Source organism: Halomonas sp. AOP7-B1-5 (assembly GCF_052353045.1).
Classification (GTDB): domain Bacteria; phylum Pseudomonadota; class Gammaproteobacteria; order Pseudomonadales; family Halomonadaceae; genus Vreelandella; species Vreelandella colorata.
Window position 1 is genome coordinate 1 of record NZ_JBQTDC010000020.1, and the last position, 21,360, is coordinate 21,360.

Consider the following 21,360-nt stretch of genomic DNA (forward strand, 5'->3'; position numbering starts at 1 on the left):
GTGCAAACAACACAGCAGTGGCGTGAATTTGAACAGCTTCATCAGTTATCTCGGTTACCTATTGTCGCCATGACGGCCAATGTGATGCCAGAGCATCGCGAGCGCTGCCTGCAAAGTGGCATGGATGACATGATACATAAACCGTTTACTCGCGATGAACTCTACCAAGTCTTATGCCGTTGTATCTTGCAAAAGGAGAGCGTTAACGCGCCTATCTCAGATACCGAGAGGGAAACAGATGCCGGTGTATTAAAGCAACCCGAGGAAAAGGGGAAAATTCTTGATACACGCCTCTGCGAAGAATTAAAAGACACTTTTGATTCGAATACTCTCGATAACTTGCTGACAACATTCTTGAAGCGTCTTGATATCCGCGGAGAGCGCCTTGCTGCCGCTTTAAAGGCTGGCGAGCGAGATGTTTTTTGTCAAGAAGCCCATTCGCTTAAGGGAGCGGCGGCCTCTTTGGGATGTACTGCTATAGCGGCCCTGGCAAACCGTCTTGAAGCCCTCGCGCTAGTCGATCTTGGCAGTGAACTTGAGCTGTCTTTACAGCAACTACCGGCTTTGGAAAAATCTACTCAGCTCGCGCTAGAACAGGCTGGCATGCTTAGTTCATTAAAGTCCAATTCAGACATCCGATGACTGAACCAAGCGTTAAAAGCCTCTGCTGTTAATGGGCGAGAGATAAAGTATCCCTGACCTAATGGGCATTTTGCTTCCCTGAGCAAGCGCTGCTGCGCTTGAGTCTCGATACCTTCGGCTATTACCGTCAGTCCTAAGCGCTTTCCCAAATCGATAATGGATAGTGTAATGGCGTGGGCAGCTTGGTCCTGGTCTATCAGCGATACAAAGCTACGGTCAATTTTAAGCTTGCTAAAGGGGAGGCGATGAAGCTGAATCATTGAGGAGTAGCCGGTGCCAAAGTCATCTAGCGCGAGCTGGCAGCCTCGCTCAAGCAGTGCTTCAAGTACGTGCCGGGCATATGCCAAGCACTCAATGCCCGCTGATTCGGTCAGTTCTAGTGTAATACGATCCAAGGCGGAGTGGTGCTTACGCGTTAGTTGATCAAAGGTTTGTAAAACGCTCTCGGCTTTGACCAGTTCTGCAGGGACGTTGATGGCAATATCCAGTTTCCAGCCCATTGCCTGCCATTCTGCCTGTTGCTTCAGGGCAAGCTCAAGAATGCACCATGTCATGGGCACCATCAGCCCACTTTGTTCAGCCAAGGGAATAAAACTGTCGGGATAAAGTACGCCGCGCTCGGAGTCCTGCCAGCGGACCAATGCTTCAACGCCTATGATGCTTCCGCTCTCAAGATCTAGTTGGGGCTGGTAAACTAAAAAGAGCTTTTTATCGCCAATCGCCGCTTCCAGCTCCTCCACTGATGGCGCTTTGAGAGAAGTTTCAAGTGGCTTCAGAAAAGAGGCAAGTCCTATAAGAAGGTCAGATTTCGGCAAAAAGCCCAACATACGTAAGCCTTTGCCTTTGCCTACCTCGATAGCATGTGTAGCCGTCTCCTTCGAGCAGCTACTAATAAGAAGAATGGCAGCGTTCAGGCGCAGATCGTGAAGATAGTCGAGAATGTCTAAACCGGTAAACTCGCCAAGGCCAAAATCAAGGAGAATCAGGTCCACGTTGAGAAGGGATGGGCGGCGCGCCAGCTCTCCCAGGCTTCCAACAGTTACAGCCCGGTAGCCCTGTTTTTCCAATAACAGTTTGCCTAATAATTGAATTTCGGGATCATCATCAATCACCAATGCATTACAGGCCATATCGATTCCTTGAAAAGCTTATTTATGCCAATGAAAATTTTGTGGCTCGACTATCGTCTCGTCATTATTCAAGAGGTCGCTATCACCGAGGGCTTGCTGATAAACCCTCGGTAGCAGACTAACTCAGAAAGATTCCCACTCAGGATGTTGTAAAGAAGAGAACTGATGCCGTGGTAACGATGTTGACCTAGCACTTTTATTCTCCTGTTTCCTCTCAGCCAGCGCCAAGGGCTGTGTTGCGATATCGCTTAACTTGAAGGCACCTACTAATACGCTTAAGCGAGAGGCCTGTTCGCTTAGCTCTGCTGCTGCGCTGGACTCTTCTACCAGGGATGCATTGTGCTGAGTCATGCTATCCAGCTCGTTGACGGCATCATTGACTTGCCCAATTCCCACACTTTGCTCTTTGGCGCCAGCGCTAATTTCAGCAATTACATCGGAAACGCGTTCAATGCTGTGGACCATTTCTTCCATCAGTTGCCCAGTGCTTTTTACTTGATTGACGCCCGCCCCAGTTCGGCTCATCGAAGTATTGATGAGGGTGGCAATACTTTTTGAGGCGTCGCTTGAACGGCTGGCTAAGGTGCGTACTTCTTGGGCAACGACAGCGAAACCTCTGCCGTGCTCTCCCGCACGAGCCGCCTCAACTGAAGCATTCAATGCTAAGATATTCGTTTGAAAGGCGATGCTCTCAATAAGACTGACGATATTACTTATTTCAGAAGAGGATTCGCTAATGGTATCCATCGTCTGTTCAACACTGCGCATCGCACTGCGTCCCTGATTGGCTAATTCGCGACTCGATAGTGCCAGTTGATCTGCCTGCTGTGCAGAGTCAGAGGCATTGGTAACCACTGCCGCGATTTGCTCCATGGAAGCTGATGTCTGCTGTAAATTGGCAGCAGCTTGCTCCGTACGCGTTGCAAGCTCCTGACTACCTTTGGCAATTTCTGTGGATGCGTGCTGAAGGCTGACAGTGCTTTGGCTAACAGCTTGAAGCGTCCCGTCAATATGCTTGATAAAAGTATCAAACTCATGAGCTAACTCACCAATCTCGTCCCGGCGTTGGCTATTGATGCGGGCCGTCAAATCACCGTCTCCTTGGGTAATTTCTTTAATGCGCCGACTTATTTGACGAAGTGCCTTGGACATCATCAAAGGACCCAGCAGAGCAATCAACGTTGCCGCGATAAAGACGATTAAAGAAAAAACAATCGTAGTCGTCTGCTGCAATCGAATTCTTTCCAAGACAGCCTTTTCTGCCGCAATAATTGCAGTTTCAATATTGGCTCCTGAAATATCATATAAATCTCGCAACGCATTAAAATGCTCTAGTGAAGAACTTGAGGAAAGAGTCAGTGCATTGACTGTTTCACCTCTCTCATGCATTGCAAAAACGCGCTCAGCCTCCTGTTTCCAGTCGCTATACAATACTTCAAAATCAGCTAACTGATCAGTAATGCTCGGATCAGCACGCATCAGCTCAGCAGATGTAACCATGCGCTCATAAGCCTGCTGCGCATTCTCCTCAAATTCATCGATAAGAGCTGATGCCTGCTCTGTACCAGGCGATGAGAGGAGAAACTCTATTTCAGCGACCCTCGCCTGGTAAAGATCTCTATCTCCATTGAGGATGGTTGTTGAAGCAGGGATGTAGTGAGATATAAATGAATCGAGTCGGCTTTTTACCATATTGACGAGTAATATATCAGCCAGCACAACTGCTAGTAGCGCAAGTGCGACGCTTATAAAAGCAAAGGCATATTTTACTTTTATCAGGTGGAATTTTTTCATGTGCACTACCCTTGTCATGTTGGAGGATGAGTGCACATTACTCTTAAAGTATTAGATTAAGCGACCTACTTATTGGCTTGGTCACGTTTGTTTACGTTTATCCTCATTAGAGAGCCAAAGAGTCATTGGTTAGCTAGAACAGCAGCACTCAGCTCGCCTATTGATAACCCTTCGCTTGTAAATAGAAAAGATGTGCATATCGGCCCTTGAGTGCGAGAAGCTCTTCATGAGTGCCGCGTTCCAGCACGCGGCCATGGTTAATGACTAAAATCAGCTCGGCACTGCGCACCGTCGAAAAGCGGTGCGAGATGAGGATGGTCATTTTATCGTGGCTATGCTCGCGAAAGCGGGTAAATATATCGGCTTCAGCGGCAGCGTCCATCGCCGCGGTGGGCTCATCCAGCACTAGAATATCAGCCTCCTCGCGCATGTAGGCACGCGAGAGCGCTATTTTTTGCCACTGCCCGCCGGAGAGTTCCTGGCCATCTTTAAACCAGCGGCCTAGTTGGGTGTTATAGCCTTGGGGCATGCGTTTGATAAAGCCGTCGGCCATACCGTTGTGGGCCGCTTTCTGCCAGCGCGTTTGATCATTAAATGCCTGAATGTCGCCCACACCCAGGTTTTCGCCTACCTGCAGCTGGTAGCGCACGAAATCCTGAAAAATCACCCCGATACGCTTGCGCAACGCGCCGGTTTCCCAGTCGCGCAGGTCGCTGCCATCCAGCAGAATACGCCCGTGGGTGGGTTGATAAAGCCGCGTCAAAAGCTTGATCAGGGTTGTCTTGCCCGAGCCGTTTTCGCCCACCAGTGCCAGGCTCTGGCCGGGCGCCAGGTGCAGGGAGATATTCTGCAGTACCTGCTTGCCGCCTGGATAGGCAAAGCTGACGTCCTCGAAGCGCAGCCCGTCGCCTGCGCTCTCACCCTGTGTCAGGCTGCCGCCTTCAGGTTGAGTAGACTGCTCCAGGTACTCGTAGAGGTTGGATAAGTAAAGGTTGTCTTCATACATGCCGCTGATCGCGGTGAGGCTTGCCGAAAGCGCCGACTGGCCCTGCTTGAATACCATCAGATACATGGTCATCTGGCCCAGGGTCAGCGCACCGGCGATGGTTTCAATCACCACCCAGGCGTAAGCGGCGTAAAAAGTCAGCGTGCCGAGCAGGCCCAGCACGAACCCCCAGCCCTCCCGGTGCAGCGTCAGAAGGCGGTCTTCGGCAAACAGGCGGGTAAAGATATCCCGGTAACGCTGTAGAAATAGCCCTTCAAGACCGAACAGCTTGACCTCCTTGATACTGTCTTCACGCGCCAGCACGGTTTCCAGGTAGCCCTGCATACGCGTTTCCGGTGAACGGCGGCGGAACAGGCGAAAGGCGTCGCCGGAAAACTTGGCCTCCGAGATAAATACCGGCAGTGCGCCCACCGCCAGTATCAGCAGCGCCCAGGGCGAAAACTGAATCAGCAGAACGCTGAAGCTGCCGAGCGAAATGGCGTTCTGCATCAGACCAAAGGTTTTATTGACCAGGGCAAGGGGGCGTGTCGAGGCTTCACGGCGGGCGCGGGTGAGCTGGTCATATAGCTCGGAGTCTTCGAACTGGCCAAGCGAGAGTGTCCCGGCCTTTTCCAGAATCATCACGTTGACCTTTTGCCCCAACAGCGCGCGTAGCAGCGCCTGCTGGGCGGAAAGCCCGCGCTGGGCGAGGGCAATGAGGCCGATAATCAGCGCCTCGACCCCCACCAGCTTCAACACCGGGGTGATGGACGTCAGTAGATCAGGGTCATCTGCCGCTTGATGCGCCGCCATGGCGCTGACCACTCCGTCGACAATCAGCTGGCCCACCCAGGCGGCAACGGCGGGCAGTACGCCTGCCACCAGTGTGCATAAGGCCAGGCCAAACATCATCCAGCGTGAGGTTTCCCACACCAGGCCAAGGGCACGCTGGCTGTAGCGAAAAACGCTGAAAAAACCGCTAAGCGGTGAGGAGCTTGAGTGGGGCGAAGACTGTTGCATGGCGTGGCTGAGCGGCATCCAGAAAAAAGGAGTGCCATGATGCGATGGAAAGGCGTGGATAGCTAGTCTGACTGCCGGGGGAAATGGCCGACAGTCAGAAGGGATCAGCAGAGTGGGTCAGGCAATGACAAAGGCGCCGTACACAAGGGCCGCCATGACCACGAAGGCTGGGTAGATCTTGAAGCGCACCAGCGCTATCGCGGCGACCACGCCAATGATCACCGTGTGCAGCCAGCCTGCACCGTTGACGCCTTCGAGCAGAAAGCCAAGCGTCAGCCAGGCCATCATCATGGCTATCACCGGGCGCACCCACTGGCTCATACGCTTGACCTGGGGGGACTCGCGGTGGCGATACAAAAGCCCCAGCGCGGCAATCATCAGCAAAAGCGAAGGCACCACCGTGGCTGCAACCGCTACAAAGGCGCCGCCAATACCCGCCACTTCATAGCCTACGTAGCCGGCCATCTTGGTGGCAATGGGGCTCGGCAACGCGTTGCCGAGCGCCAGGGTTTCGGCAAACGTCTGCGAGGTCATCCAGCCGTAACGGCCGACGACCTCGGCTTCGATCAAGGGAATGATGGCCGGGCCGCCGCCGTAACCCACGATATTGGGAATGAAAAACGCCAGGAAAAGCTCCCAATAGATCATGCCGAGCGCTCCGCTTTCTTGAATTTGGAGAAGGGGATAAACGCGGCCAGCAGAATCGCGCCGATGATGAAGCCCGGGTGGACGCCCAGCCAGTAAATCAGCACCCCGGAAACGATCGCCATTACGCCACTGACCAGCCAGCCAAGCGCCTTTTGCGATTTATCAAAGAAGTCCCAGGCCAGTTGGCCCATCATGATCATGACCACCGGCACCACGGCTTGCCCCATGCCGCGAATCCACGCAACATCGCGGTAGCGGCTGAAAATGCCCAGCATGACGATCATCGCCGCAATCATGGGTAGAATAACCGCCGTAACGGCAACGGCGCAGCCTAAGGGGCCGCCGACACGATAGCCGATGTAACCGGGCATCTTGGTGGCAATCGGGCCGGGCAGGGTATTGCCAATAGCCAATATATCGGCAAACTCTTCGTCGGTAAGCCACTTGTAACGGGCGACCACTTCGGCATGCACTAGCGGTATCATCGAAGGACCACCACCAAAGCCGAAAATACCGACCCGAAAGAAGGCCCAGAACAGTGCTGTCTGTTTCATTGGCAAAATACGCTATAGGAAATTAGTTGGAAAAACATATTTTTTCACTTTTTATCGTTTATATTTAAAAAAATCGATTATTTATCTGGCGTAGAATATAGGCGAGAGTACTCAGAGGCGTCAACACTGAATAAGTAGTGCGTACGTAACGGTGGATGAAAGGACCCTACCATGAATCAATATATTCAGCCTTCAGCAAGTACGGCATCAAGTCGTATTTACGATACCTTACGCAAGGATCTAGTGAACGGACGCTTCGCGGCGGGTGAAAAACTTGCCATCAATGCGCTCAAAGACCAGTACCAGGTAGGCCTGAGCCCTTTGCGGGAGGCGTTAAACAAGCTGGCGGCCTATGGATTGCTCCTTCAGGAAAACCAGCGTGGCTTTCGAGTACCGACGCTTTCCCATCGCGAGCTGGATGATATAGCGCAAACGCGCTTGTCACTTGAAGGCATGGCCTTTGAACAGGCTATCGCCCATGGCGATGCCGCTTGGGAAGCGGAGCTGCTGGCGGCGGAACACCGCCTGAAATGTGCCGATATGACGCTGGATAAGGACGATGAATGGGAGCGGTTGCACACCCAGTTTCATCGTACGCTAGTAGCGCCATGTGGCTCCGTATGGCTACTCCGCTTTATTGAGCAGCTGCATGATCAATTTGATCGTTACCGCCGGCTGGGTCCTAAAATGCCGGTGATTCGCCAGGAACTGGACCAGCAGCACCATGAGTTGGTGGAGCTTGCCTTGAAGCGCGATGTGAAAGCGGCGCGCAAGCTTCTGGATGAGCATATTCGCAAATCCTATGATGTGGCGCTTCAGCGGTTTACCCAGCATGGTGAAGGAGCGCCCAATAAGCGCTGAGCAGCGCTTGAGTTTAATGATAACGATAGGTGTACACTGGCGCCCATCAAACATGCGATCGAGCGGGTGTAAAAGAGAGTAATGCAATATTCAGATAACGACGTAATCGAGCAAACGATGAGCTGGGTGCGCAATTTTATTGTGGCGCAAAACGTATGTCCTTTTGCTCAGCGTGAAGTGGAACGCGCCTCTATCCGTGTGGAAATCGTGCGCTCCAAAAAACTTGAAGTTGCGTTAGAAGAACTCATGGTGGAAGTGCAGTGGCTGGATGAGCATCCAGATACGGAAACCACGCTGCTGGTTTTCCCCACACTATTCAAGCATTTTGATCACTACCTGGATTATGTGGAACTGGCCGAAAGCATCTTGGCCGAGCAGGGCTACGAAGGTGTTTACCAGCTAGCTACCTTCCATCCCGATTACTGTTTTGAAGACGCCGAGCCTGACGATGCCTCGAACTATACCAACCGCTCGCCCTACGCGATGGTGCATTTACTGCGCGAAGCGAGTGTCGAAAAGGCCATCGAGTTTTATGGCGACACGTCGGTAATTCCTGAACGCAACGTCGCACATTTAACGGCTATGGGAAGTAGTGAAGCGGAGCGCTACCTTCAGGAAGCGTTAGCGCAACGCGCCTCTTCTGCTAAAAGCCCCTAATACGTACGGCAGCGATCTGCTCGTCGCTTATTTAACACTCGCGCTCAAGCATTCTAGGCTGGACTGAAGGCGCGGGAGTGCTAAAGAACTCAGAAGGCTGGTATGTGTGATCGCGAGGAGTCGCCGTCGACGTGCTGATCTCTTCCAGCAATATGGGGCTGAATATGGCGCTTATGTGAGTGCTGTCTGGTGCTTGCTCTTTAGCAGCTAATGTCGGCTGCCTGTCGTTTACCGCGCTATAACCATACTCTTCAAAGCTAAGAGCCGGGCTGTCATTGAGGACATTATTCTGGGCTTGGGCAGCACGTTGAAGAGGTCTTACTACAAATACATGGATTGCGCCTTTAAACGCAATATAAAGGGCTCCCGCTAAGGCAATGAGCAGGGCCACTGTCATTAATACTATCCTGCTGTCTTTCTGTTCGCTGCTGGTTAACTGGTTTGCCCATTCAAGTATATGTCGGTCGATGTTAACTGCGGTCTTGCTGACGGCGGAAAGGTGTACGTCGGTTGCATTTCGAAAAGTCTGGAAATGATCTAAATAGCGTTGCAGTGGGTTGTCTATCAAGCGTTTATAAGTGTCAAGCATCGCGTCAATCAAAGGGCGCTGTGCAGAGTGGGAAGGTAAATCGAGTTCTTGAACCGCCTGGCTTGCATGCTCAAGGTTGTCCCGCGTCTGGCTCAATGTCGTCGCCGCTTGGTCAATATCGCTACTTAGGCGTGCCAACCGCTGGCGTACTTCCATTAAATGAATATTTGCTTGGCGGGTAGCGTCAGTTAGGTGGGCGGTGATTTCTTTGGAGAACGTTAGCTGAGGTCCTGGCGAGTGCCCGTTTTTTAAGTGCAGTAGGCCCAGCAGCACAATCATGCCCAACAGGGCGATAAATATCCATGCAAATAGCGGTTTGAAAAAAGCAGGTTTCATAGTGGGCTTTGCGTGCAGGTTTAACTGCCATCGTCTGAATTTGCCGACGGCAAGGGCGAGCCATGATACGCGATTGGCAACGCATCGGGCAGCGAATGCTGCCCGATAACTGAAAATAACGGTGTATTAAAAAGCTTCCCACTCAGGTTCGGCAGAGGCACGCTTGCTAGGCAGTGAGGTTCTGCTGGCTGGTAAAGGGCGGGCTGATTTTAATGGTGCTGATTGCGTCTGGCTTGAATGGGGTAATTTAAACGCGCTCACAAGCTCTGCCAAGCGGCTAGCTTCATCCTCAAGTGATGCCGATGCAGTGCTGGTCTCTTCTACTAAGGACACGTTTTCCTGAGTCGCGGAGTCCATTTGCGCAATTGCGGTGCTAATTTGGGTAATACCCGAGTCCTGTTCTTTGGCCGCCAGTGACAGCTCCTGCATCATATCGGTCACTTGACGGATAGCCGTATTGACCTCGCCCATACTTTCCCCATTGTGCATCGCCTGATTGGCACCTTCGGCAATACGCTGGGCAATATCCTCAATCATCGTGCGTATTTCTTTCGATGAGTTGGACGTCTTAGTCGCCAATGAGCGAACTTCGCTGGCAACGACGGCAAAGCCGCGGCCATGTTCGCCCGCGCGTGCTGCCTCAACCGAGGCGTTCAGCGCCAGGATATTAGTCTGAAAAGCGATAGAGTCGATTACTTGCACAATGTCATGCACTTTATGCGAGTCTTTTTCGAGCGCTTGCATCCATTGCCCGGCACGCTGGGCTTCGCTTTGACCATGCTCGGCTTTATGCGCGGCATTAACAGTCATCTTTTCGGCCTGCGTGGCCGTGTCAGCATTTTGGCGCACAATAGAGGAAATCTCATCCATACTCGCTGCCGTTTGCTGAAGCGCCGCTGCCTGCTGCTCGGTGCGCGAAGCAAGGTCCTGGCTACCGCTGGCAATTTCCCGGGAACTGTTGGCGACGGCCCGGCTGCTTTGGTTGAGGGTTTCCACCATCTGTTGCAAGCGCTCCTGCATCGTGCTCATCGCGCTATACAGGCGGCCTATTTCATTACGCCCGCGTGATTCGATGGCGTTAGTTAAATTGCCTTGGGATACGCTTTCACATAGCGCAACGGCGCGCTGCAGAGGGCGAACGATAATCCGGTTAATGCCGAGCTGTACGGCGATATAGATCATTAATGCCAAAACGATTAAGCCAATACTAATCAACATATTGTGCTGACTGCGGGTATGCGCATTTGAAACGGTAGTTGATGCTAGGCTTTGTGCATTGAGGTTGAAGCTACGCACACCATTGGTAAACGCATCAAACTGTTCGTTAAGGCGTTCGGCGTGATCGATCAGCGGTGCCACATTCCCGGCGTTAAGGTCGCGTCTGAGCGAATCAGTAATCAAAAGCTGGTACGCCGATTCGATCGCGGCAATTAAGGGCATTCGTGGCGAGTTGCTGGGTACCTCAATGGCATGAAATGCATCAAAACGCGAATCCGCACGTTCCAACGCCGCCTGAGCAAATCCCAGCGCTTGCTGAGCTAACGCAGTGTTGCCACGTGCGTTATAGTCTGTATAACGCGCTAAGCGTACCCGAAGCTCCATTAGATTAACTTCTGAACGGTTAATAGACGCTACCTGTTGGGCCGCCACTTCATCCAACTCGTTTAAGCTTGTTATTGCTCTTTTCTCTGCCTGTATGCCAAGCGCTGCCACAACAATCAACATGACAACGAGTAAACCTAATGCCCCGGCCAGGGCATATTTTACGGATAAATCTTTCATTACGTTCATTTCTCACTTAAGGGGGAGCAATAGAGCAGCAAGATAGGCAGCCACATCACAATGAACTAGAGAGCTTCATTGTGGTGGTCGTAATATCGGCCTTAAGTGAGAAAAATTAAGGGTGTAAGCGATTAAATTACAAGGATTTATACATAATATGCGTGTCTACTAACCCTTGCGTCGCATGGCGGTAGGCATTAGGAACCGTGCCCACAATGCTAAATCCTAACCGTTGCCAGAGCGCCACCGCGACATCGTTAGTGGAAACGACGGCGTTAAACTGCATGGCTTGAAAGTTGAACTCACGCGCTAATTGCTGTGAATGCTCGCACATCGCCCGGGCAACGCCTTTACCGCGAGCGGCAGCGGTCACCATATAGCCGCAGTTACAGATATGATCGCCGGGGCCGGCTGCATTGGCTTTTAAGTAGTAGCTACCGATTAATTCGCCTGCTGCATCCTTAACCGCATAGGTGACTTTGGGCGCTTGGCACCAGAGCCGATAGGCCGCATCGTAGCTGATATCAGGGTCAATCGCGTAGGTTTGCTGGTCTGCGATAATGGCCTGAAAGGTTGGCCAAAAGATAACGAAGTCATCTTGTGTCATAGGCGTGAACGTGAGGGAAGACGCATTATTTGAAGACATTGTATTTGAAGACATCGTATTTGATGACATAGCCAGTACCTGATGGAAATAAGTAGGACAGCGTTAACCGCTATGATAATAAGCGCCATAACGCAGCGGTGGCCATTCCCGCAGTAATCGCAACGAGCGGCTTATGCAGTATCAGCATGGCGCTTAACGTGGCGAGCAGACCAAGCCGAGCGCCCCAATCCCCCTGAGCTGCCAGCGGTACAACAACAGCGACCAGAACGGACCCCGCCATAGCGTTGATAAATCGCTCTACCTTAGGGCCAATAGGGATACGTGACATGATGATCGAGCCACCGATACGGGTGGTAAACGTCACCAGTGCCATGATAACGATAGCAAGTAGCGCAGTAGCTGGAGTTAGCGGCACGCCTATTGTCCTTTTTGTTGATTCGCCTGAGGCAACAGCATGCCCGCCAAACCACCCGCCAGCGCACCCACAATAACGTGAGCGTTGGGCGGCAAATAATAAAGCGCGAGCAGCGCGGCCACGCCAGCCACGCCCCAGGGAAGTAGCATCGTAAGCGACGGTTTGTTTTTACCGCCTACCAGCATGGAAAGTAAGAAACAGCCCATGATGACGTCTAATCCAAACCGTTCGGGCTGGCTGATCCCGCTACCAAACGCGACCCCCAACAGCGTGCCCAGCACCCAGGAGAGCCATAAGGCAATACCGCCGCCAAAAAGAGCGCCGACATTGGTTTCTCCTCGCTGATGGTCAGCTGCCGCCATGGCCCAGTTGGAGTCACTCATCATCCCAAGGCAGGCATAACGCTGGCCTGAGGGAAGGTGGCGCAGCCAGGGGTAAAGCGAAGCGCCCATCAATAAGTGACGGGCGTTAATGGCAAACGTGGTGGCAATAAGCGCTGTGAGCGGAATGGTGGGTCCCCACAGCTCCAGTGCCGCAAACTGAGCGGTGCCCGCGAACACCAGGCTGCTCATCAGCAGCGTTTCCCAGCTGCTTAAACCATGTTGGATAGCGGCAACGCCAAACGCTAAGCCAAACGCAACCACGAACAGGGAAAGCGGGGCCATTCGCTTGAAGCCCCATAACGTACCTTTTGCGTCTAGCTTTGCGCTCACCGCGCGGCCTCTGCAACAATCTCATAGCTGCGCAGACGGTCAGCATGATTATAAAAGTCGCTATTGATCATCAGCTCATCCGCGCCGGTACGTTCTTGGAAAGCCGTCAATTCTGCTTTGACCGTTTCAGGACCACCGATAATCGCTGCGCCTAAAAATTGGCTTACCTGCGCCTGCTCCATAGGTGACCAGTCCAGCTGCTCTACTGGGGGCAGCGACTGGGTCGGTTTGCCACGAATAAGGTTTAGAAACTTCTGCTGAGCCGTGGTCGCAAGGTAGTGCGCCAGCGCATCGTTTTCAGCAGCGATAACCGGTAAACCTACCATGGCATGGGGTTTGTCCAGATGTTCAGACGGGCGGAAATTATCGCGATACAGGCGCAGGGCTTCAAACAGATAGCCAGGGGCGAACTGAGCGGCAAAGGCGAAGGGAAGGCCAAGCTTGGCCGCTAGCTGGGCGCTATAGCCGCTGGAACCCAACAGCCAAATAGGCACGTTGGTTCCCTGGCCAGGCACCGCTTTCACCTGCTGGCCGGGCTCGGCGTCTGCCAGGTAGCGGAGTAGCTCGCTTAACTGCTCGGGGAAGTCGTCCACGCCTGCATGCATGCTGCGCCGCATAGCGCGCATGGTCGCACCGTCAGAGCCGGGCGCGCGGCCTAAGCCCAGATCAATTCGGTCAGGATAAAGAGTTTCCAACGTGCCAAACTGCTCGGCGATGACCAGCGGCGGATGATTGGGCAGCATAATCCCGCCACTACCCACCCGAATAGTGGAGGTCTGGCCCGCTACATGGCCAATTAATACTGAAGTTGCCGCGCTGGCGATTCCGGCAATATTGTGATGTTCGGCAAGCCAGTAGCGGGTATAGCCCAACTGTTCGGTTCGCTGAGCGAGAGAAACACTGTCCCGAAACGTTTCAGCAGCGCTTCCGCCTTGGCGTATCGGAGCAAGGTCGAGAACGGAAAGCGCTGTCGAAGAAAGCTGGCTCATAATTCACCTACTATTGAAAACGTGGGGCGTGGGTGAACGGTCAGGACGTGTACATAGTAGAAAGTACATGAACAGAACATTAGCACGCTTGGTTGTAGGTGTTATGCGGGCTAAGAAGACGAAATACAAGGAGCAGCCCGCTTTGAGCTGGCTAACATGTTTACTCAGCTATTCAATCGGCGGGGTAGGGCGAATCAGTATTTCATTAACATCGACATGAGCCGGTTGAGAAAGTGCATAGATAACCGCGTTTGCGATATCGCGGTCTTCCAGGGCATTATCAGGCGATTCATCAAAAAACGGCGTATCGACCATGCCGGGCTCAATCAGGGTAACCCGCATCCCGCTACCCCGTAACTCTTCACGAAGGTTATAGCCAATCCCCGTTACTGCCCACTTGGTGGCGCTGTACATGGAGCCTGGAATGGTGGTTCGGCCGGCGGCAGAACCCGTCATCAGTACATGGCCTTTACTACGTTTAAGCGCAGGAAGGCTTGCCTGAAGAGTAAGGCCCACGCCATATATATTGGTCAGAATCATCTCGTGCCAGGCAGCATGATTGGCGCCGCTAAACCCGCCCGGCGAGCCGCCTTGCCCGGCGTTGGCAAACACCGCATCCAGGCGGCCAAAGGTCTCCAGCGCCTGATCGATCATCGCCTGCTGCTGATCCATATCAGTGACATCAAGCTCGCAGGTAAGTACGTTCTCAGGCCCAAGCTCCTGGGCAAGTGCGGCGAGTTTGTCGGCTGAACGGGCGGCGAGTACAAGCTGGTAGCCTTCGCGCGCGGCGGCTCTTGCCGTGGCTGCGCCAATACCGCTTGAGGCACCGGTAATCAATAATACGCCGTGTTGCATGGTTGGCACTCCTTGCTAAGCCATAAACAGGAGTTTTCAGAATGGCTAATACGACGCTATCTTGCAAACCGTCGCCAACTTTAGGCAGCTAAGCTTAAGAGGGCTACTAAGCCTTTTTGAGTATAGAAGAGAGATCAAGAATAGCCTGCGCCATATCCGCCATGCTTTTGCTTTGATCCATGGAGGTTTTGCGCAGGAAGCGGTAGGCCTCTTCTTCGGTCATGGACTGGTGCGCCATGATCAAGCCTTTGGCGCGCTCGACCAGCTTGCGCTCGCGCAATGCCTTGCGGGTATTTTCCAGCTCATCGCTCAACCCTTGTAAACGGCTTGATTGTGCCTGAGTAAGCTCAATCAATGACCGTCCAAGCGGTGAGGTCAACGCGCTAGCGGTTAAGTCTCCCAATGGCTGTGTAGGACTAAGCGCGAGGAGCTGCTCACAAGGGGCGGGCGTATGAGGACCGGGCTTGGCTTTGGCGTGTTCAAGCGCGGCTTTCGCCTGGGCTATTTTGCGATAGCAAAGCGCCGCTAGCTGGGTATTTAAAGCGTCTTCGACGATTTTAAGCGCATCAATGCGAAGCGTGGTGAGCTCGTACCACGTTTCACCCAGAACGTTGGTGGTAACGTGCTGTGAGGTAGATTGGCAGGCAGCCTCACGCAATTGGTGAATGCCGGTTAACGTACTGGTTGAAACCGCCTGCTGCCAGGCGAGTTCAGCTTCCGGCGTGGCAAACTCAACGAAGGTATCAAAGCAGCGCTGCTGATCCTCGACCAACTGGCCGAGTAACTGGCGATGCGTTTTATCAAAGTGACCTTGAGTAAAGCCAAATGCACCGCAGGCCCGCTCCTGGCCCGCAAGTTCCTTGCCTTGCATCAGGTGGAAGATCGCCACAAGCGTACGGGTAATCTCCGGGTCGTCGGAGGTATCGGCGGCTTCAAAAACAATTGCCAGTAAACCGCTGATTAAATGGTTAAAAGCCTGGGTCGCGGCATCGGGGGAGATCGCCATGAGATCAATGGCGCTGCGCATAGCAGCTATGTCGTCAAGAGCGTTCCATACGGCTGCGATGCGCCGTAATAAGCGCGCTGCACCCTGAGGGCGCACTTCCTGGGTCAGTACCTCCAGCCGTTGCCGCATGAGTATCTCAGCTTCCTGGCTATGTTTGAGGTAGTCGCGGCGCTGGGTTTTAAAGCGTGAGCCTTGAGAAACGAGGTAGATCGTTGAGGCGCCACGCTCACGCTGGAGTACGTGAATAAAGCGGCTAATATCGGCGACAATTTCCGAGGTCGTCGCTAAATGGGTCAGGTTATCGATATCACAACGAATGGCGGTTAAGAGTAGCTGCTGGGCAGATGACATAGTGATTTTCCTTTTACTCGCCGCCTTGATCTATCTCCCCGGGGCAGCCGCCACCGGGGATGAAAGGTCTTGATTGAGCATAATGCGGGGTTTTAACGTAATGAAAGAGCCCCTGCGCCGGTATCGTCGCCCACGGCATCACGGTAGGCGCTGGCTTCCTGCGCTTCCGTTGCATCGCTAAAGCGCACAGCCAGTACGCATGAGGCGAGTACCAGTACGGTCAGCCCCAGATAAAACAGTCCTTGCTGGTAGCTTAAGTTTTCGCTACGAAACAAAAACGCCGCCGATACGGCGCCGACATTACCGCCGGCACCCACAATACCCGCCACGGCGCCCAGGGCTTTTTTGTTGATAAACGGCACCACGCCAAACGTTGCCCCTTCAGCCATTTGAACGAACAGGCTAAAGACCAGCATGATGCCAATAGCAAGACTCAAAATATGCATTTGAGAAAATGCGATCAGCGCAATGCCTTCGCAGATCAAGGCAATAAACAGCCAGCGCACGCGGCCCTTCAAGCCCCCTTGCTTGGCGAACAAATCTGAGAAAACACCGCCCAGCGTGCGGGCAAATATATTCATCAGGCCAAACAGACCGGCGATTAGCCCAGCGGTTGCCAAGCTTAAGTTGAACTGGTCAAAAAAGTAGATAGCCGCAATATTGTTGATCGTAAGTTCAACGCCAAAGCACAGCCCATAAACGACAAACAGCGCCCACACGCGGATATCTTTTGCCGCGGTGAGAAAGCTTTGCAGCGCGCCATATTCCTTGGTGGCTTCCGGCAGCTCACCCCGCGCGCGCAGGTCGCTAAAGTTACCGTCCGGTGCATCCTGGGTGAGAAACCAGTAGCCAATGCCGGTGATAAACAGCACCACACCCGGCACTACCATGGCAAGGCGCCAGCCGAGCGCCTCATTAACGCCGAGCATTAACATCCCGGAGAATATAAGCGGCATCAGGATTTGCGTGGTGCCGCCACCTAAATTGCCCCAGCCCGCACTGGTCGCATTGGCCGTGCCCACCACATTAGGCGCAAACATCATGGTGGTGTGGTACTGGGTGATGACAAATGAGGCGCCAATTGCGCCAATTGCCAGGCGCGCCAGGAAAAAGCTTTCAAAACTGTCGGCAAAGCCGATACTCATAACGGGAATGGAGCCTAACACCAGTAGGCCAGTGTAGGTTTTACGCGGCCCTAGCCGGTCACACAGTAGCCCTATTAATAGCCGCACGATAACGGTAATCGCGACGGAGGCGATAATTGTATTACCGATTTGAGTCTGGGTCAGAGAAAGGTCTTCACGCACGATCGCCATCAGCGGCGCGATGCCGAACCAGCCAAAAAAACAGATATGAAAAGCAAACCACGACAGATGAAAGGCACGCATCTGAGGGGTTGAGAAATTGAGTAGGCGAATACGATTGGCTTTATTGCGTATGTCCATGGGATGGCCTCACGGGATCTTGAACCAGTTGAGCATCACGCAACGCCGAGTCGCTCTATCGCGTCGCGTATTTACGAGAACATGCCTTCGCCATTGAAGGTCAGGCTCGACGCACTCGTACCCCGCTGGGCCTGGTCTACGCCTACCACCACAAAGCCTTGTTAAGCAATTAGTTTGCCATATAGGGTTTTAATTAAACCTATCAGTTAGTTGATGTGTTGAATAAAAGGGTGGGCAGGGAGGGATAAGAGATTGGGCGGGGAAGGAAAATAGGCGGTGCGCCATTGGCGAGCATGCCAGGAGCGGCATGCGTCACCATAGTGCCGTTTATTCGTGCAGGTAAACCGAATCGATATCCAGTGTTGAGTGATTGCCTATCGCTTCAAAATGCTCATCGAGCCAGCGCTGTGCAGCTGCCCGCCCTTGCTCAAAAAGATAGGAAAGAAACGCCCATTCAGAGTTCAGCTTGCTGGAGACGGAAAGCTCTTCCAGCGCCTGCTCACCGCTAATACGATGGAAAAGCGCCTGCTGATAGCAATTTGTAATGCCCTGTTCTTCAAGTGCGTGCTGTAACAGCGCAATCATGCGTATTTCTTTAATCAATGCCGCGTTAAAGGTAATTTCGTTTAAGCGGTTCAGAATCGACGAGGCAGAGGTAGGCACCGTATCCCGGCTGATAGGATTGATTTGTACCAGCAGGATATCCCGCGAGCTGCATTCTTCCATGAGCGGGAAAAGCGCCGGGTTGCCCATATAGCCCCCGTCCCAGTAAGCCTCACCGTCAATTTCTACGGCTTGGAACATTAGGGGTAAACAGGCAGAAGCCATTACCGCATCCAGGCTCATTTCCTCACGGCGAAAAACGCGCTGTTTGCCGGTGCGTACATTGGTGGCCGCTACAAACAGCTTGAGCTGATCGCACTGACGCACGCGCTCAAAATCGATGTGTTCAGCGACGATCTCACGCAGTGGGTTAACGTTAAGCGGATTGAATTGATAAGGCGATACCAGGCGCGTCATGATATCCATCGCGATATAGCCCGGCGAGTGATCAAGGCTCCAGTTGCCGGTCCAGATATCCATGGGAGATCTGCGTACCGGACTTGCCATGCCGGCGCGACTGACGGCCTGCCAAAAATCTGTAAGTGCTTGCCTGGCCAACAGCTTGTCACCCCGGGTGAGGGCATCCGCCATGACTACACCATTCATCGCGCCAGCACTGGTGCCGCTAATGCCTTCTATTTCGATCCGATCATCTTCAAGCAGCCGGTCGATCACGCCCCATGAATAAGCACCGTGAGCGCCACCGCCCTGTAGAGCTAGGTCTAGCTTCTTTACTTGAGTCATAAGGCCTCATGCGTTAGTAAGCTTATGCCATGCTGCATTGCCACTTGGTTAGCATGGCATAACAACGCCTGCTTGGCCTAAGAACCTGTCAACGTTGCGCCAAGTGGGTGGAATTTAACGTGTTGCAGCGCAGGAAGTTGGAGGTGGCGAGCCACTCCTTATCCGGGTAATAGGCAAACACATACTGATCTTCGCGCAAGCTATCGATGAGTGGATAAGTAATATCCTGACGCACCGCCGGGCAGCCATGGCTGCGGCCCAGGCGACCGGTTTGAGCAATAAAGTCATCACTGACGTAATCCGCCCCATGAATCACAATCGCGCGCTCATAGGCCAGATCATTCACATCGGGCTCAAGCCCATTGAGCCTCAGCGAATAGCCGTTGCGCCCATAGTAGCTATTCATGGTGCGAAACAGGCCTAGGCTGGACTGATGGCTCTCGGGGGTATTGGAGAACGCTTCGGCGTAAGCATCACCCGACCCTTGGCCGTGGGAGACCAGCTCTTCGAACAGCAGTTTATGCTGGCGCAGATCAAACACCCACATCCGCGGCTCGGTTGATGGAAGAGAGTAGTCAATAACCGCGAACCGCTCGGCATTGGGATTCGCACAGTTAAGCGCCTGGGCGGCAAGACGCAGAGCTTCCGGTGTGGCGGAAGGGGCGAGCTGCAGAAGTTGGTGCTGAAGCGATGACACGCCGGGAGGAGGTGTAGACGCTACGCTTGCAAAGAAACTGTTGGCTTGAAGAGGTAGGCTAATTAACGCGAAAGGTAAGCAACATAATAAAGAAAGAGAGCGTAAACGGGTTACCATATGGAGCAGTCCTGCAGACGATATCGATGACGAAAATAAGTAAACGGCTATGATAAAAGTAAGCATGCCGCGAATGGGAACTTATAGTAACGCAAGGAGAGGGTGATGAACGAGATGCAGTCACTAAGACAATGGGCGATAGGGGCCGCTCTAGGTCTGGCGCTGTCCCAAATCCCCTTCGGAATAATGCCAGCGCACGCGGCTAATGAGCTGCTTCAACAAGCACTTACTCAGCAGGGCCAGATCGGCAGCCAAGGGCAGTTGCCGGTTGAAGAATTTTATCAATTGCGCAACGAAACGTTGGCTTGGCAGAGTGAATCAGCAGTAGAAGCATTGGTTGCTGCACTTAATACTCTTGAAAGCGATGGTTTGAATCCTGCGGACTACCGTGCTGACAGATTGATGAGCGCTTTTCAAAATAGCCAGAATGCTGGGGAGTCTGCTCAGGCAGCTTTCGACATTCAGGCAACCCAGGCGCTGCTGCTGGCGCTTGATCATCTGGAACGTGGCAAGGTTAACCCCCGAGACGTTGAACCCAGCTGGGACGTTGCGCGCCCTGAGCGGCACTACTCGCTCTTGAGAGTCACTCACGCGGTTGATGATCAGGATTTAGAGCGTGCGTTTAGCTTGGCGCGGCCAGCCTCCAGCGAGTATCAGCAGCTGCGTGAGGCGTTAAGCCAGTATCGGCACATCGCTACCTTGGGCAGTGCGCCCTACCTTGGTGCGCGGGAGGAGTCGCTGCGTCCGGGAGATGTCGACGATGACGTGACCACACTGCGCCAGCGCCTGACACTTTGGGGGGAAACCGGCCTGCTCACAGCGGATAGCAGTGCCTACCCGATGATCGGTGTGCAGGTGGCTGGGGGCGATAAGCGCACTTTTGATGCCGAGCTTGAAGCGGCGGTAAAACGTTTTCAGCGCCGCCACCAGCTTAAAGAGGACGGCGTCGTGGGTGAGCAAACGCGCCTGGCGCTTAATGCGACCGCTACCTCTCGGGTGGATCAGTTGCGGGTCAATCTGGAGCGTGCCCGCTGGATAGGCCCCATGCAGTCTAGTGAGCCGCGTGTCTGGGTAGATATTGCAGGCTACCAGCTGCACTATATCCGGCCAAACGGCCAGCAGTGGAATGCTCGGGTGGTCGTCGGGTCTTCGCGTCGTGAAACGCCCATTATCCATTCATCTATCAGCCATCTGACGATCAATCCCAGCTGGACGATTCCGCCCACCATCATGCGAGAAGATGTCCTGCCCCGGGTACGTCAGAACGCCGACTATTTGGCCCAGCATAATATGCAGGTGATTAATATGTCCGGCGCACAGCTAGACCCCGCCGAAGTGGATTGGCAGCGCCCTGGTGGCATTATGCTGCGTCAGGTCGCAGGTAACAGCAATCCTTTAGGGCGGGTGGTAGTGCGCTTTCCCAATAATGACATGATCTATCTGCACGACACGCCGGCACAGGGGCTCTTTCGACGTAATCAGCGCGCGTTAAGCTCAGGCTGCGTACGCGTGGAAGGAGTACGTGAATTCGCCCAGATGTTGCTACAGGATAGTGGCAGCCGCTATCAGCTCAGTACGCTTTTAAATAGCGGCGGTAGCGACCGTAACGTGAATCTGCCTCAACGCATTCCTGTGGCGCTGCATTACTTAACCGCCTGGCCTAATGCTCAGGGGGAAGTAGAGTTCCGCTCGGATATCTACCGCCGCGATGCCTCGCTATTGGCTGCACTGCAACGCGCTGTGTAAATTGATCCGCACGCGCCAGCGTATATAGGAGATGCTCAGGTTTGCGCTTCTCCATGTGGTAGAAGTATTACGTA

General features: G+C 53.4%; 20 protein-coding genes. 4 read left to right on the forward strand and 16 right to left on the reverse strand.

Annotation, left to right across the window (positions count from 1 at the left end; translation table 11 throughout):
• Positions 1-642 (forward strand): Hpt domain-containing protein (locus ACT3XD_RS11145; protein ID WP_444280588.1); only part of this gene is annotated, 642 nt, incomplete at its 5' end.
• Here ACT3XD_RS11145 and ACT3XD_RS11150 read toward each other — a convergent pair.
• From ACT3XD_RS11150 to ACT3XD_RS11170, 5 genes are all read right to left on the reverse strand, one after another.
• Positions 579-1,772, reverse strand: coding sequence for an EAL domain-containing response regulator (locus tag ACT3XD_RS11150; protein ID WP_192537999.1), 1,194 nt, complete (start codon positions 1,770-1,772; stop codon positions 579-581). The two genes, ACT3XD_RS11145 and ACT3XD_RS11150, sit on opposite strands and share 64 nt — an antisense overlap.
• Positions 1,773-1,895: 123 nt before the next feature.
• Positions 1,896-3,566, reverse strand: a complete 1,671-nt coding sequence (locus tag ACT3XD_RS11155; protein ID WP_192538000.1) for a methyl-accepting chemotaxis protein — start codon at positions 3,564-3,566, stop codon at positions 1,896-1,898.
• Positions 3,567-3,723: 157 nt separating this feature from the next.
• Entirely contained in the window at positions 3,724-5,571 is a 1,848-nt protein-coding gene (locus ACT3XD_RS11160) for an ABC transporter ATP-binding protein (RefSeq protein ID WP_192538001.1), read from the reverse strand.
• A gap of 117 nt (positions 5,572-5,688) precedes the next feature.
• The gene (locus tag ACT3XD_RS11165; RefSeq protein WP_192538002.1) at positions 5,689-6,219 is read right to left on the reverse strand and encodes a chromate transporter; all 531 of its coding nucleotides are present in this window, start codon (positions 6,217-6,219) and stop codon (positions 5,689-5,691) included.
• Positions 6,216-6,773 carry a chromate transporter gene (locus ACT3XD_RS11170; RefSeq protein WP_192538003.1) on the reverse strand — a complete coding sequence of 186 codons (558 nt, stop codon included), beginning with the start codon at positions 6,771-6,773 and terminating at the stop codon, positions 6,216-6,218. The genes ACT3XD_RS11165 and ACT3XD_RS11170 overlap by 4 nt, the downstream gene beginning before the upstream one ends.
• A gap of 171 nt (positions 6,774-6,944) precedes the next feature.
• Here ACT3XD_RS11170 and ACT3XD_RS11175 point away from each other — a divergent pair, with 171 nt between their 5' ends.
• Together ACT3XD_RS11175 and ACT3XD_RS11180 are read left to right on the forward strand one after the other, a co-directional pair.
• Positions 6,945-7,634 (forward strand): GntR family transcriptional regulator, encoded by a 690-nt coding sequence (locus tag ACT3XD_RS11175; RefSeq protein ID WP_192538004.1) that lies wholly within the window; start codon positions 6,945-6,947, stop codon positions 7,632-7,634.
• A gap of 81 nt (positions 7,635-7,715) precedes the next feature.
• Positions 7,716-8,291, forward strand: a complete 576-nt coding sequence (locus tag ACT3XD_RS11180; protein ID WP_192538005.1) for a DUF1415 domain-containing protein — start codon at positions 7,716-7,718, stop codon at positions 8,289-8,291.
• Between the two features lie 31 nt (positions 8,292-8,322).
• On the opposite strand, the gene ACT3XD_RS11185 is transcribed toward ACT3XD_RS11180, so the two are convergent.
• The 11 genes from ACT3XD_RS11185 to ACT3XD_RS11235 all read right to left on the reverse strand — a co-directional run bounded on the left by ACT3XD_RS11185 (position 8,323) and on the right by ACT3XD_RS11235 (position 19,540).
• Positions 8,323-9,165, reverse strand: a complete 843-nt coding sequence (locus tag ACT3XD_RS11185) for a hypothetical protein (protein WP_192538006.1) — start codon at positions 9,163-9,165, stop codon at positions 8,323-8,325.
• Between the two features lie 177 nt (positions 9,166-9,342).
• The gene (locus ACT3XD_RS11190) at positions 9,343-10,998 is read right to left on the reverse strand and encodes a methyl-accepting chemotaxis protein (protein WP_192538007.1); all 1,656 of its coding nucleotides are present in this window, start codon (positions 10,996-10,998) and stop codon (positions 9,343-9,345) included.
• A 136-nt stretch (positions 10,999-11,134) separates the two neighbouring features.
• Positions 11,135-11,644 carry a GNAT family N-acetyltransferase gene (locus tag ACT3XD_RS11195; protein ID WP_192538008.1) on the reverse strand — a complete coding sequence of 170 codons (510 nt, stop codon included), beginning with the start codon at positions 11,642-11,644 and terminating at the stop codon, positions 11,135-11,137.
• 70 nt (positions 11,645-11,714) lie between these two features.
• Positions 11,715-12,020 carry an AzlD family protein gene (locus ACT3XD_RS11200; RefSeq protein ID WP_318782754.1) on the reverse strand — a complete coding sequence of 102 codons (306 nt, stop codon included), beginning with the start codon at positions 12,018-12,020 and terminating at the stop codon, positions 11,715-11,717.
• 2 nt (positions 12,021-12,022) lie between these two features.
• Entirely contained in the window at positions 12,023-12,685 is a 663-nt protein-coding gene (locus ACT3XD_RS11205) for an AzlC family ABC transporter permease (protein ID WP_225736141.1), read from the reverse strand.
• Positions 12,686-12,729: 44 nt separating this feature from the next.
• Complete coding sequence (locus ACT3XD_RS11210) at positions 12,730-13,722, reverse strand: LLM class flavin-dependent oxidoreductase (RefSeq protein WP_192538010.1); 993 nt, start codon at positions 13,720-13,722, stop codon at positions 12,730-12,732.
• A gap of 168 nt (positions 13,723-13,890) precedes the next feature.
• Positions 13,891-14,577 (reverse strand): SDR family oxidoreductase, encoded by a 687-nt coding sequence (locus tag ACT3XD_RS11215; protein ID WP_192538011.1) that lies wholly within the window; start codon positions 14,575-14,577, stop codon positions 13,891-13,893.
• Between the two features lie 106 nt (positions 14,578-14,683).
• Entirely contained in the window at positions 14,684-15,934 is a 1,251-nt protein-coding gene (locus tag ACT3XD_RS11220) for a nitrate regulatory protein (RefSeq protein ID WP_192538012.1), read from the reverse strand.
• 92 nt (positions 15,935-16,026) lie between these two features.
• Entirely contained in the window at positions 16,027-17,379 is a 1,353-nt protein-coding gene (locus tag ACT3XD_RS11225; protein WP_192538013.1) for a NarK family nitrate/nitrite MFS transporter, read from the reverse strand.
• A gap of 327 nt (positions 17,380-17,706) precedes the next feature.
• Complete coding sequence (locus ACT3XD_RS11230; RefSeq protein ID WP_192538014.1) at positions 17,707-18,726, reverse strand: patatin-like phospholipase family protein; 1,020 nt, start codon at positions 18,724-18,726, stop codon at positions 17,707-17,709.
• Between the two features lie 88 nt (positions 18,727-18,814).
• Positions 18,815-19,540, reverse strand: a complete 726-nt coding sequence (locus ACT3XD_RS11235; RefSeq protein WP_192538015.1) for a murein L,D-transpeptidase catalytic domain family protein — start codon at positions 19,538-19,540, stop codon at positions 18,815-18,817.
• Between the two features lie 105 nt (positions 19,541-19,645).
• Here ACT3XD_RS11235 and ACT3XD_RS11240 point away from each other — a divergent pair, with 105 nt between their 5' ends.
• A complete protein-coding gene (locus tag ACT3XD_RS11240) occupies positions 19,646-21,286 on the forward strand; it encodes a L,D-transpeptidase family protein (protein WP_192538016.1) in 1,641 nt (546 codons plus the stop codon).
• The last annotated feature ends 74 nt before the right edge of the window (positions 21,287-21,360 follow it).